Below are 13,051 nucleotides of genomic sequence, written 5' to 3' on the forward strand. Positions count from 1 at the left end.
AACCACTACTTTTTTTACTATAGTTTTTATTTTAAATATTTGTAAATCAGTTTTTTAATTTTTTAAACCACTACTTTTTTCTATCTAAAAATGTAACTTGTACGATAACGTTTTAGTTTTACAATATGATAGAGAAAGTTTTTATAATAGACTTTATAATATTATCTAACTAATGCTTAATTATTACTGTTATGTTAAAAAACGTTAAAACAATTGTTGTTTTACTTTTACTAAGTTCTTTGGGAGCTAATGCCCAAAACAAAGTTCCAGTTTATCTAGACGATAAAAAACCGATTGAAGAGCGTGTAGAAGATGCGCTGAAACGAATGACAACCGATGAGAAAATTGCCATGATTCATGCGCAGTCTAAATTTAGTTCTCCTGGTGTAAAACGTCTTGGAATTCCAGAAAACTGGATGACCGATGGACCACACGGAATTCGTGCAGAGGTAAAATGGGACGAATGGGATCAGGCGGGATGGACAAACGACTCTTGTATTGCTTTTCCAGCGCTTACAGCACTTTCATCAACATGGAACAAAGAATTGGCTTCTTTATATGGTAAATCTATTGGAGAAGAGGCACGTTACCGTAACAAAAACGTATTATTAGGACCAGGTGTAAACATTTACAGAAGTCCATTAAACGGACGTAACTTCGAGTACATGGGAGAAGATCCGTTTTTAGCTTCAAAAATGGTTGTTCCTTATATTAAGGGAGTTCAGTCCAATGGAGTTGCTGCCTGCGTGAAGCATTTCGCATTAAATAATCAAGAAACCAATCGTAACTCGGTTGACGTAATTGTTGACGATCGCGCATTATACGAAATTTATCTTCCTGCTTTTAAAGCTGCAGTTCAAGAAGGTGATGTTTGGTCGATTATGGGCGCTTACAATAAATACAAAGGTCAGCAATGCTGCCATAACGAATATTTGTTAAACGATATTCTTCGCGGAGAATGGGGCTTCAAAGGTGTTGTAGTTTCAGACTGGGGTGGTGTTAACGATACTAAACAAGCTATTCACAATGGTTTGGATATGGAATTTGGTTCTTGGACAAATGGTTTGTCTTGGGGGACAAGTAATGCTTATGACAATTATTACTTAGCAAAACCATATTCTGAAATGATCAGAAAAGGGGAAATTGGAACAAAAGAATTAGACGAAAAAGTACGCCGCATTCTACGTTTGTCTTTCTTGACTACAATGGATAGAAATCGTCCTTTCGGATCTTTTGGAACAGAAGAACATGCTATTGCTGGACGCAAAATTGCAGAAGAGGGAATTGTTTTATTGCAAAACAACAATAACATTCTTCCAATCAATCTTTCTAAAACCAAAAAGATTGCTGTAATTGGAGAAAATGCTATCAAAATGATGACTGTAGGTGGAGGAAGTTCTTCGCTTAAAGCAAGATACGAAATCACTCCGCTAGAAGGTTTAAAGAAAAGAATCGGAAATCAAGCTGAAATTGTATATGCAAGAGGTTATGTTGGAGATCCTACAAGTAACTATAACGGAGTTGTTGCTAAAGTAAGTTTAGAAGACAAACGTTCTCCAGCAGAATTGACTGCAGAAGCTTTAAAAGTGGCTAAGGATGCAGATATTGTTCTTTTCATTGGTGGATTAAATAAAAGTCCAAATCAAGATGACGAAGGACATGATCGTAATGAATTGAATTTATCTTATGGTCAGGATAAATTAATTAGCGATTTAGCGAAAGTTAACAAGAATATTGTTTTCGTAAATATTTCTGGAAATGCAATTGCAATGCCTTGGATTAAAGAAGTTCCAGGAATTGTTCAGGGATGGTTTTTAGGAACTGAGGCAGGAAATGCTTTAGCAAATGTTTTGGTTGGAGATGTGAATCCGTCAGGAAAATTATCTTTTACTTTCCCAGTAAAATTAGCAGATAATGGAGCTCACGCTTTAGGCGAATTCCCAGGAGGCGATTCAGTAAAATATAATGAAGGAATTTTTGTAGGTTACCGTTGGGCAGATAAAAACAAAATCAAACCATTGTTCTCTTTTGGACACGGTTTAAGCTACACGACTTTTGCTTACGGAAAAGTAACAGCAGATAAAAAACAAATGAACGCTGGAGATAAAATTACATTCTCAGTTAATGTTAAAAACACAGGAAGCAGAGAAGGTTCTGAAGTAGTGCAATTGTACATCACAGATGTGAAATCTTCATTGCCACGTCCAGTAAAAGAATTAAAAGGTTTTGAGAAAGTAGCTCTTAAAGCTGGAGAAGAAAAAACAGTAACGTTTACAATTGATAAAACGGCTTTAAGTTTCTTTGACGATAAAAAACATGACTGGGTTGCAGAACCTGGTGATTTCGAAGCGATTATTGGCGCTTCATCTACAGATATAAAATCTAAAGTGAATTTCTCACTTAAATAAGTTTTTTTATTTCTAAAAATTGGTTGGTTTGTAAAGCTGCAAGTGTAAAAATTTGCAGCTTTGCTTTTGTCTTAAAAAAGTTAAATGTAAAACGTTAGAAGTTTTGCTTTTTATTAATAAAGAATCAAATTATAATGAAACGAATACTACTATTTACGATTGGATTTGTTCTATTTCAAAACCTTTCGGCTCAAAGTCTGAATAAAATGCAATGGTTTAATGAACCTGAAAAATGGGAAATTAAAAACAATGCTTTGATTATGAATGTGACCGCAAACAGCGATTATTGGAGAATCTCGCACTACGGATTCACAGTTGATGATGCACCTTTTTATTATGCTAATTATGGGGGCGAATTTGAAGCAAAAGTAAAATTGACTGGAAACTACATTGCACGTTTTGACCAAATGGGATTAATGATTCGCATTGACGAAAAAAATTATATTAAAACAGGAGTAGAGTTTGTTGACGGAAAATTTAATGTAAGTACCGTTGTAACACATGATAAAAGTGATTGGAGCGTAACAACTTTAGAAAAAGTGCCTCCTTTTATTTGGATTAAAGCCGTGCGACGATTAGATGCTGTCGAAATATTCTATTCTTTTGATGATAAAAATTATATCATGACTAGAAATGCGCCTTTGCAAGACAACACGCCAGTGATGGTTGGTTTGATGGCTGCTTCTCCAGACGGAAAAGGTTTTGAAGCCAAATTTGAGAACTTTACGGTAAAACATTTACCAGATCAGAGAAGAGCGGAATGGCTGAAAAACCACCTGTAGATTAAATTTCAATTTAAAAATTCCAAATTCCAAACTTAATTTTTGAATTTTAAGATCGCAGAAAATCTAAAATCTACAATTAAAACCTAACCTAACTTAAACCAAAAAACAAATGAGTTCAATTTCATCTGATATTAAACCAAAAAAACATTACGAAATTCTTGATGGACTTCGTGGAGTTGCGGCTATTTTAGTAGTTGCTTTTCATATTTTTGAAGCTTTCGCAGGCGGAAATCGTTTTGTACAAATTATAAATCACGGATATCTTGCGGTTGATTTCTTTTTCCTTTTATCTGGATTTGTTGTCGCATATGCGTATGATGATCGTTGGGGGAAAATGGGACAATGGGAATTTTACAAACGCCGATTAATCCGTTTACAGCCCATGGTAATTCTTGGAATGATCATTGGAGCCATATTCTATTATTTTCAAGCTTCAGATATATTGTTTCCAATGATTGGAGGTATGGAAGTTTGGAAAGTTATTTTGACAATGGTAATAGGGTTTACATTATTGCCAATTCCGCCTTCATTAGAAATTAGAGGTTGGGGAGAAATGCATCCTTTAAATGGTCCGGCATGGTCGCTTTTTTTCGAATATATTGCAAACATCTTGTACGCCTTAATCTTTCGTAAATTTTCGAATAAAGTAATGTCAGTTTTTGTATTGATATTTGCCGGACTGTTAATTAATTATACTGTTTTTGGACCCAAAGGAGATGTAATCGGCGGCTGGTCATTGAATTGGGAACAAATGAATGTTGGTTTCACTCGTTTGTTATACCCATTTTTTGCTGGAGTTTTATTATGCCGTTTAGGAAAATTAATTCATATTAAAAATGCTTTTTGGGTTTGCAGTATTTTAATCACAATTGTTTTAGCCTTGCCAAGATTTGGAGATGAAAACAGTCTTTGGATCAATGGATTATACGAATCAATCTGTATTATTTTTATTTTCCCAATTATTGTGGCAATTGGAGCAGGAGGAGAAATTAAAAATGAGTTTTCACTTAAGATTTGCAAACTTCTCGGAGATATTTCATACCCAATTTATATTACACATTATCCATTAATTTATTGGTTTACAGCATGGGTTGTAGATAATAAAGTTTCGATGGAAAATGGCTATTTGGAAGGAATCGGCGTATTAATCGTAAGTATCATTCTAGCTTTTGTATGTTTAAAATTATACGACGAACCAGTTAGAAATTGGCTTGTAAATAAGTTTCAAAAGAAAAAGCCAATAGAGGCATAAAGAGTTTTTTAGAGTTTGTAATTTTTGTTAGTTACAAATGCAGAAAGGGATCGACTTTAATGGTTTGTCCCTTTCTTTTTTAGATTATAAAAGAAAATTTATTAAGTTTAGAATAAAGAATAGTCACAGATTAAATGATTAAAATGATTTTGGTTCTGTACTGTAGAGACGCGCAGCAGTGCGTCTAACACTTAGATAACAAAAACTAATGAAGAAATGTCAAGATTAGATGAAACGCACAAAATGCCAATTTTTCAAAAGGCAGAGCAGATTTTGAAGTTAACGGAAGGTTTAGTTCATATTATCCCAGCTGAGAATGAATTCCTCCAAGAAACGACCGTTCGATTTATGTTGGAGAATGCTATGATTATTCCCGCTAAAATCGCTGGAGCAGAGGCCGGTGATTTGTATGATCTAAGAATGGAAAATGCTGCAATTATTAGAAAAGCGTCAAGAGAATTATATGTTCAGGCAGGAAGTCTTCGTTATGAGGATGAAATTACAGATACTGATTATATTTATCTGTTACGAAATACAATTGAAGAATTTCGCTTTTTGTTTATTGATTGGGTGGCGAGTTTTGATGTTTGGAATTATATAAAAGACAGTTGGGGATTATTTAATCCGCCTGGTGTAAATGCACATGATAAAGATCCAGATGAGGATATTCCATTTAATCCAAATGATTTTTTTAATTCGGATGGTGATGACGATGATTTACAATAAAAGAAAAGGGATAAACATTATTGTTTATCCCTTTTTATCTAATAAAAGATGAAAAAACTTAGTCCCTTAGAAACTTAGTATCTTAGCACCTTTAAAAAAAAAACTTATTCTAAAACCAATTGGCTTAGAGCTTCTTTAGTAAAGCCTTTTAATTCTTCAGTTTTTCCTGCTTTGATTTTAGCAACCCAATTCGGATCTGATAAAAGAGGTCTTCCAACGGCGACCAAATCAAAATCGCCTCTGTCGAAACGTCTGTTTAATTCTTCTAAAGAAGTCGGTTGCGAACTTTCTCCCGCAAATGCACCAAAAAAATCACCAGAAAGTCCAACAGAACCAACAGTAATAGTTGGCGCTCCAGTTACTTTTTTAGCCCATCCTGCAAAGTTTAAATCAGAACCTTCAAATTCAGGTTCCCAGAAACGGCGTTGCGAAGCGTGAATAATATCAACGCCAGCATCAACAAGAGGAGTAAGCCAAGCTTCTAATTCCTGCGGGTTTTTAGCTAATTTATAATTATAATCAGAAGGTTTAAATTGAGAAAAACGCATAATCACAGCAAAGTCGTTTCCAACTTGCTTTCTCACTTCTTTTACCACTTCAATAGCAAAACGGTTACGCTCAGGAAGTGTTTTTCCTCCATAAATATCTTCACGCAAGTTGGTTTCAGCTCTAAAGAATTGGTCAATTAAATAACCGTGTGCACCGTGAATTTCAACAGTGTCAAAGCCTAATCTTTTCGCATCAGCAGCAGCTTTTCCAAAAGCAAGAATAGTATCTTCAATATCTTTTTCAGTCATGGCAACACCATTTCTAAAGTCAGGACGGTTTAATCCAGACGGACCTTCAAAAGGAACTGGCGGAACCCATCCAGAATGGTGGTTATCCATAATTCCCATGTGCCAAATTTGCGGACCCATTTTTCCACCCGCAGAGTGAACTTCGTTAATCACTTTTTTCCATCCGTTTAAAGCTAAATCGCCATAAAAGTGAGGAACATTCGCATCATTAGAAGAAGATTTTCTGTCAATAACAGTTCCTTCAGATAAAATTAAACCAACTTCGCCTTCAGCTCTTTTTTGGTAGTAAGCTGCGACTTCATCAGTTGGAACTCCGTTAGGAGAAAAAGAGCGCGTCATTGGCGCCATTACGATTCGGTTTTTCAGGTTTAACGATTTTAGGTTAAATTCTGAAAATAGGTTGTTTGTACTCATAGTAATTTTACAAATTAGATTGAATTAATTTACTGAGTGCTTCAAAGGCACCTTCGTTACGTTTATAATAAGTCCATTGTCCAACACGTTTGGCTTCAATAAAACCAGCGCGCTGTAAAATAGACAGGTATTCGGATACTGTGGATTGTGTCAAACCAGCTTTGGCCTGAATCTGCCCAACGCAGACACCATGCTCAAATCCGGCATGCTCAAGCTGTCCCGGAAAGTTAATTTCGGGCTCTTTTAACCATTCCAGCATTTGTAGTCTGGATTTGTTCGATAATGCTTTAAAAATTTCTATCGTTTCCATGGTGCAAATATATCGACTTTTCCCGATATATGGATTTAAAGAAAAATATTTAGGATAATTTTATGATTGGGAGCAGAATGGTAGGGAAGAACTATGCAAGGTTTGATAAAAAAATTATATTTGCTTTTCAGATAATGACGCAAACAATTTTACGTCATTTCTGTCATTCTGAGGAACGAAGAATCACACCAGAAACTCTACAAAGATTGGAGATTTTACATGTGGAATATCTAGTGTGATTCTTCGTTCCTCAGAATGACAAGTCAAATCGATAAAATGCCCCAAAACAAATAAAACTTAATCTATTATGAAAAAAACTTTACTTATCGTAGCGTTCTTGTGTTGTGTAATTACCAGTTCTAAAGCTCAAGTTGTAGGTGTAGATATTGGAGATATTGCTCCAGAAATTGATCTTCCAGATACAAAAGGAGAGAAAGTTGCACTTTCTTCTTTAAGAGGAACTTTAGTTTTAATAGACTTTTGGGCTTCTTGGTGCGGACCTTGCATTAAAGAACAACCTCTATTAATAAAATTGCACAATGCGTATCCAGACAAACTATCAATTTACGGAGTTTCTATGGATACCAAAAAGCCATTATGGATAGGAGCAATCGCAAAAGCAAAATTGCCTTGGACAAATGTGAGTGATTTAAAATACTGGCAATCTCCGGTTATTGGAGATTATATGTTGCAATCTATTCCATTGAATTTTTTAATTGACAAAAACGGAATTATTTTAGCAAAAAATATTCACGGACAGGCTTTAGAAGATAAAATTAGAGAGCTTTTAGAGGTTCAATAGATTTTCTTAACCGCAAAGAGCGCTAAGGTTTACGCAAGGTTCGCAAAGTTTTTAATTTCTTAGCGTGCTTAGCGTAAACCTTAGCGCTCTTTGCGGTTAAAAACAAAAAAGCCCAATCGATAATATTGGGCTTTTAATTTCTAAGACTCTTTAATCACTTTTTTTACACCTCCAAAACTCGTTTTCAGCATTTCTCTTATCTGAAACTGCGTTTTGTTTCCCGATGCGCTTTTCCAATCTTTGAGATCAAAAATGTGAATTTGATCTGCGTAAGGATTTGTTAAGAATGAAATTCGTGAAATGGTATATTTATAGTATTTCAGTTCGTGAGAAACATGTCGATTGGGAACCACAATTAATATGTTTTCCCAGTTCAAAAAATCCTTCGGAACGTCTTTTCTTTCTAATAATCCTAAAGATTCAAAAAAAGCCACAATCTTTTGATCATTAAGTTTGTTAATCTTATGATCAAGGTTTTTGAAAGTCGTTTGGAGTCTATTTTCATTCATAATAGTACTCATAGTAGAATTGCTTTTTAAGATTTCAATATAAAATTACATTAAAAGAAAATCATTTTTGAATCTGAAGCCATTAGATTCATTCTAAATTTTGAAAGCCTATTCTAGAAACATTTGTTATGAACGAGTTATCATATTTTGATAAAATACTATTAATGTTTCTTCTCTAAAAACTTTATTTTTATCGCTATTTGATTTTACTAACAAACCAAACTTATGAAAACCACTTTTGTTCAAAAAACAATTCTCTGTTTTTTTCTTGTCTGTTCATTCCATTTATTGGCTCAAAATAAATCGGGGAGAGCGCTTGTTTTAATCGATAAAGATTGGAGCTTTTCATTTGGTCATCAATACGATACCAAAAAAGATTTCGGTCACGCCGAAGGTTATTTTTCGTATTTAACCAAAACGGGCTTTGGTGATGGACCAGCGGCTTCTGGATTTGATGATCGCGCTTGGAGAAAATTGGATTTGCCACATGACTGGGCAGTTGAACAGCCTTTTAGTGAAACCGCAAGTTTCAGTCACGGATTCAAATCAGCAGGCAAAAATTTCCCAGAGAAAAGTATTGGCTGGTATAGAAAAAAGATAAATATTCCGAATGAAGATTTAGGGAAAATTATTTCTCTAAAATTTGATGGCGTTTTTAGAAATTCAAAAGTCTTTTTCAACGGATTTTATTTAGGAACCGAAGAAAGTGGTTATAATGGTTTTGAATATGATGTATCGGCTTATGTTAATTATGGAGGCGAAAATACAATTGTAGTGCGTGTAGATGCTTCTATGGAAGAAGGCTGGTTTTATGAAGGTGCTGGAATTTATAGACATGTTTATTTACAAAAAACGAATCCGATTCACATAATTCAAAATGGAACTTATGTTACTTCTGAATTGGTAGGAAATGATGCTGCAGTTACGGCAGATGTAAAAATTAAAAACAACGGAAAGTTTAAAGGTTCGATAGAAGTTGTTCAAACCATTTTAAATAATAAAAACAAGCAGGTTGCAATTTCTTCTGAAAATGTATTGGCGCCAGAATTTTATCAAACTATAAATTATAGTTCAAAATTACGAGTAGAAAATCCGCTTTTGTGGGATATTGATTCCCCTAATTTATACCAGCTAATTACTGAAATAAAAAAGGATGGAGAAGTAATTGACAGCTATAAAACCTCTTTTGGGATTAGAACAATTGAATTTAATCCAGAAAAAGGTTTTTTCCTTAACGGAAAACATGTAAAACTGAAAGGAACAAACAACCATCAGGATCACGCGGGAATTGGAACAGCACTTCCAGATGAAATTCAGTATTATAGAATTGCAAAACTGAAAGAAATGGGTTCAAATGCTTATCGCTGTTCGCATCATCCGCCAACGCCTGAATTGCTGGATGCTTGCGATAAATTAGGAATGCTGGTTATTGACGAAACCCGTTTAATGGGAATCAATGAGTATCATTTGAATGATTTACAGCGAATGATGGAACGAGATCGTAATCATCCGAGTATTTTCTGCTGGTCAGTTGGAAATGAAGAATGGCAGATTGAGGGCGGAATTACGGGTGAAAGAATTACCAATATCATGCAGGATTTTAGTAAAAGCATCGATCCTACAAGACCTGTAACAGTAGGAATCAGCAGTGGATTTAAAAGCGGAATCTCTTCTGTTGTCGAAATTATGGGGTATAATTATCTCGGAAACGGAGATATTGATGCGCATAGAAATCAGTTTAAAAATCAGCCAGGAATGGGAACCGAGGAAGGTTCGACTTTTGCAACGCGAGGCATTTATTTTACAGATGATGCCAAACATTATCAAAGTGCTTACGATAAAAAACCTCGACCAACTTTTTATAGTATAGAAGAAGGCTGGAAGTTTTATACTGAACGACCTTATTTGGCAGGAATGTTTATCTGGACAGGTTTTGATTACCGCGGAGAGCCAACGCCTTATGGCTGGCCATCTGTAACGTCTTATTTCGGAATGATGGATGTTTGCGGTTTCCCGAAAGACAATGTTTTCTATTTGAAATCTTGGTGGGGAAAAGAGCCTGTTTTGCATGTACTGCCACATTGGAATTGGAGTGGAATGGAAGGCAAAGAAATTGATGTTTGGGCATATTCGAATTGTGATGAAGTGGAGCTTTTCCTTAACAAAAAGAGCTTGGGGAAAAAGAAAATGGAGCAAAATAGCCATTTGGAATGGAAAGTAAAGTATACTCCAGGAACTTTGAAGGCTGTTGGTTATAAAAACGGAAAAAAAGTACTTTCTGATGTTCAGAAAACTACTGGAAAAGCAGAAAATATCAAACTTTCCTTGGACAAAGAAAATGTATTGAAAGGAAATGTTTCTGTTTTAACGGTGGAAACCACAGATAAAAACGGTTTGCACATTCCGACAGCAAACGATGAAATTATGTTTGCTATTAAAGGCGGAAAAATTTTAGGAGTAGGAAACGGAGATCCAACTTCACAAGAAAGCGATCAATTTATTGATAATATTAATTTGGTTGCTATAAATAATTTTATGGAACAAAAAGCAACAACTGCCTCTCTGCCTCAGGAATTGTCTAATTATTCAGAAAAAGAGTGGACAGAAGCTTTTAAAGACCGCGATTACAAAAAACAAGCGTCGTCGTATATTTATAAGGGAGAATTTGATTTGAAAAACAACTCCGCTTCGAATGTTGTGAGTTTCTTTTACAAAAAAATAGGAGTTGAAACAGTGGTTTTCGTCAACGGAAATAAAGTTGAACCAAGTAAAGATGATTCTCAAAAATATGTTTTGAATTCGGCTATTTTAAAAGAAGGAAAAAACACGATTCACATTGCAGCAATGCCTTTGCAAAAAATAAAAGACTGGGATGTTATGAATACCGATCCAGGAATTATTCAAGTAATAACGCCAGCAGAATCTTGGAAAAGAAAGCTTTTTAATGGTTATGCGCAAATCATCATTCAAAAAGATGAAAATGCAAAGGAAACTGTTCTTTCTGCTTCTGGGAAAGGATTAAAGAATGGTGTGATTGTGGTGAAGTAGTTTTTTTAACCGCAAAGGACGCTAAAAAAATAAAATCTCGCAAAGACGCTAAGGCGCAAAGTTTTTTTAGATTAAGTTTTATAACAGTAAATGAATTGCGTCCAGCTTTAGCTGGATGCAAAAATAATATAGCTTAAAAGGCTTTAGCCAAACTGCGCATAATTTGGCTAAAGCCTTTCCTTGGCTTAACTTTAGACCTCCAGCTAAAGCTTGAGGCAATTCAAAAATAACTTTGCGTCTCAGCGCCTTTGCGAGACAAATTCGCCCAACTAAAAAAAAAACTTAGCGAACCTTTGCGTAATTCTTAGCGCTCTTTCCGGTTAATTCCAAAAACCTGAAACCTGAAACAAAAAATTAACAAAAGAATAATGTTTGATTTTCATAACTTTGCAAAATGAATAATCAAACAGAAACACAAAATTGCGATTTCACTTCAGATTTGAAGATGAAGGGTTTTAAAGTTTATCCTATAAATGGAGATTTCAGTAAAGTTCCCGTTTACAGCCGAAGAGACTTTTATAAAATCTGTATTAATACTAGTAAAAGTATCATACAATACGCTGACCGCGGAATAGAAACTGACGGGACGATTTTGTTTTTCGGGAATCCGATTATTCCATATTCTTGGGAAACTATTTCGGAGAAATTCGAAGGTTATGCCTGCGTTTTTACCGAAGAATTTTTTAAAACCAAAGACCGTTCTGAAACCCTTCAGGAATCGCCTTTGTTTAAAATAGGAGGAACTCCAATTTTTACTTTAACTCCTGAACAAAAGGTGTTTATCGATTCCTTGTTCCAAAAAATGATCGAAGAGTACGAAACCGATTATGCTTTCAAAGACGATTTAATGCGCAGTTATGTCAATTTGATTATTCATGAATCAATGAAAATGCAGCCTTCAGAGAACTTCTTTAAACATAAAAATGCTTCTTCGAGAATTACTTCTTTGTTTTTAGAATTATTAGAAAGACAATTTCCAATAGAAACCAAAGATCAGCCTTTAGCTTTAAAAACACCACAAGATTACGCACAGAGCCTTTCTGTTCACGTAAATCATTTAAACCGTTCTGTAAAAGAAGTTACAGGAAAACCAACCACGGCACACATTACAGAAAGAGTTGTCAATGAGGCAAAAGCTTTATTGCAGCACACAGACTGGAGTATTTCTGATATTGGTTATTCGCTTGGATTTGAATATCCGAGTTATTTCAATAATTATTTTAAAAGACTTACAGGAACGGTTCCGAAATCGCTTCGAATGTAAATTGTTTCAATTTCTTAATTTTTTGTTTGAATATTGTTATTTCGGCATTGTAGTATTGCACTACATTTGCCCTGAAATAAACAACGAATCTTTGTATCAGTTTTTTTAATGACTAAATAACACTTCACAAAAGCATGCTCCGCTTTGCATTTAGTTTTAAATTTTGATAATAGAAAAATATAAAATTTTTAAAGTATTAATTAAAATCAAAATCTCCTTCTATCAAGAGATTCGATGTACTGATTATTTCATTCAAATAAGCTTATAAGAATTTAAAAATTAATTATTAACCTAAAAACAACGAAATTATGTCGACACATTTCACTGCCGTAACCGAAGAAGGTAAAATTCCAAATACTTATATGACAGGCGAAGTGTCATATAAAAAGCAGACAAGCGAAATTCATCCTGAAAATACTGTTATCAAAGATATTTCTTTTGAACCTGGAGCGAGAAGCAATTGGCACAGTAATGCTAGTCTGCAGTTGATCATTGTAACAGATGGAGTTGGCTATTACCAAGAAAGAGGCGGACAAATTAATCTTATTGAAAAAGGAAAAGTAATCACGGTTTTACCTGGAATTGAGCATTGGTACGGAGCAACACCAACTACAAAATATTCTCATATTACCATTGTAACAGAAATAGACAAAGGTCATGGAACTTGGCTGGAAAGTGTTACTGATGAAGAATATTATTCTTTTTAAAGATGCTAAGTTGCTAAGGTTCTGAGATT

Annotated in this window: 11 protein-coding genes; 8 read left to right on the forward strand and 3 right to left on the reverse strand. The window is 34.6% G+C overall.

The window, feature by feature from the left end; translation table 11 throughout:
• Positions 1 to 191 precede the first annotated feature (191 nt).
• The 4 genes from QLQ95_RS18815 (at position 192) to QLQ95_RS18830 (ending at position 5,171) form a co-directional block, all read left to right on the forward strand.
• The gene (locus QLQ95_RS18815; protein WP_095927629.1) at positions 192 to 2,408 is read left to right on the forward strand and encodes a glycoside hydrolase family 3 C-terminal domain-containing protein; all 2,217 of its coding nucleotides are present in this window, start codon (positions 192 to 194) and stop codon (positions 2,406 to 2,408) included.
• A gap of 134 nt (positions 2,409 to 2,542) precedes the next feature.
• The gene (locus tag QLQ95_RS18820; protein ID WP_482501096.1) at positions 2,543 to 3,190 is read left to right on the forward strand and encodes a DUF1349 domain-containing protein; all 648 of its coding nucleotides are present in this window, start codon (positions 2,543 to 2,545) and stop codon (positions 3,188 to 3,190) included.
• A gap of 112 nt (positions 3,191 to 3,302) precedes the next feature.
• A complete protein-coding gene (locus QLQ95_RS18825; RefSeq protein WP_428239353.1) occupies positions 3,303 to 4,445 on the forward strand; it encodes an acyltransferase family protein in 1,143 nt (380 codons plus the stop codon).
• A 216-nt stretch (positions 4,446 to 4,661) separates the two neighbouring features.
• Positions 4,662 to 5,171, forward strand: a complete 510-nt coding sequence (locus tag QLQ95_RS18830) for a hypothetical protein (RefSeq protein WP_482501098.1) — start codon at positions 4,662 to 4,664, stop codon at positions 5,169 to 5,171.
• 104 nt (positions 5,172 to 5,275) lie between these two features.
• Here the strand turns inward: QLQ95_RS18830 and QLQ95_RS18835 are convergent, their stop codons facing one another.
• Positions 5,276 to 6,382, reverse strand: coding sequence for an NADH:flavin oxidoreductase (locus QLQ95_RS18835; RefSeq protein ID WP_320492690.1), 1,107 nt, complete (start codon positions 6,380 to 6,382; stop codon positions 5,276 to 5,278).
• Between the two features lie 7 nt (positions 6,383 to 6,389).
• Entirely contained in the window at positions 6,390 to 6,692 is a 303-nt protein-coding gene (locus QLQ95_RS18840; RefSeq protein ID WP_091496855.1) for an ArsR/SmtB family transcription factor, read from the reverse strand.
• Positions 6,693 to 6,999: 307 nt separating this feature from the next.
• On the opposite strand from QLQ95_RS18840, the gene QLQ95_RS18845 reads away from it, so the two are divergent.
• Positions 7,000 to 7,494, forward strand: a complete 495-nt coding sequence (locus tag QLQ95_RS18845; RefSeq protein WP_095927624.1) for a TlpA family protein disulfide reductase — start codon at positions 7,000 to 7,002, stop codon at positions 7,492 to 7,494.
• A gap of 140 nt (positions 7,495 to 7,634) precedes the next feature.
• On the opposite strand, the gene QLQ95_RS18850 is transcribed toward QLQ95_RS18845, so the two are convergent.
• A complete protein-coding gene (locus QLQ95_RS18850) occupies positions 7,635 to 8,015 on the reverse strand; it encodes a hypothetical protein (protein WP_095927623.1) in 381 nt (126 codons plus the stop codon).
• A 213-nt stretch (positions 8,016 to 8,228) separates the two neighbouring features.
• Between QLQ95_RS18850 and galA the strand changes: the two genes are divergently transcribed.
• The 3 genes from galA to QLQ95_RS18865 all read left to right on the forward strand — a co-directional run bounded on the left by galA (position 8,229) and on the right by QLQ95_RS18865 (position 13,022).
• Entirely contained in the window at positions 8,229 to 11,051 is a 2,823-nt protein-coding gene (galA, locus tag QLQ95_RS18855) for a beta-galactosidase GalA (protein ID WP_482501101.1), read from the forward strand.
• Between the two features lie 394 nt (positions 11,052 to 11,445).
• Entirely contained in the window at positions 11,446 to 12,315 is an 870-nt protein-coding gene (locus QLQ95_RS18860; protein WP_428239355.1) for a helix-turn-helix domain-containing protein, read from the forward strand.
• A 308-nt stretch (positions 12,316 to 12,623) separates the two neighbouring features.
• Entirely contained in the window at positions 12,624 to 13,022 is a 399-nt protein-coding gene (locus QLQ95_RS18865) for a cupin domain-containing protein (protein WP_428239356.1), read from the forward strand.
• Positions 13,023 to 13,051: the final 29 nt, after the last annotated feature.

It is taken from the genome of Flavobacterium sp. B330r, assembly GCF_056824325.1.

Excerpts from the sequence above, each read along its gene's own strand:
- QLQ95_RS18825 (WP_428239353.1), top strand. The coding sequence starts at position 3,303 with ATGAGTTCAATTTCATCTGATATTAAACCAAAAAAACATTACGAAATT.
- QLQ95_RS18835 (WP_320492690.1), bottom strand. The coding sequence starts at position 6,382 with ATGAGTACAAACAACCTATTTTCAGAATTTAACCTAAAATCGTTAAAC.
- QLQ95_RS18845 (WP_095927624.1), top strand. The coding sequence starts at position 7,000 with ATGAAAAAAACTTTACTTATCGTAGCGTTCTTGTGTTGTGTAATTACC.
- QLQ95_RS18860 (WP_428239355.1), top strand. The coding sequence starts at position 11,446 with ATGAATAATCAAACAGAAACACAAAATTGCGATTTCACTTCAGATTTG.
- galA (WP_482501101.1), top strand. The coding sequence starts at position 8,229 with ATGAAAACCACTTTTGTTCAAAAAACAATTCTCTGTTTTTTTCTTGTC.
- QLQ95_RS18840 (WP_091496855.1), bottom strand. The coding sequence starts at position 6,692 with ATGGAAACGATAGAAATTTTTAAAGCATTATCGAACAAATCCAGACTA.
- QLQ95_RS18820 (WP_482501096.1), top strand. The coding sequence starts at position 2,543 with ATGAAACGAATACTACTATTTACGATTGGATTTGTTCTATTTCAAAAC.
- QLQ95_RS18865 (WP_428239356.1), top strand. The coding sequence starts at position 12,624 with ATGTCGACACATTTCACTGCCGTAACCGAAGAAGGTAAAATTCCAAAT.
- QLQ95_RS18815 (WP_095927629.1), top strand. The coding sequence starts at position 192 with ATGTTAAAAAACGTTAAAACAATTGTTGTTTTACTTTTACTAAGTTCT.
- QLQ95_RS18850 (WP_095927623.1), bottom strand. The coding sequence starts at position 8,015 with ATGAGTACTATTATGAATGAAAATAGACTCCAAACGACTTTCAAAAAC.
- QLQ95_RS18830 (WP_482501098.1), top strand. The coding sequence starts at position 4,662 with ATGTCAAGATTAGATGAAACGCACAAAATGCCAATTTTTCAAAAGGCA.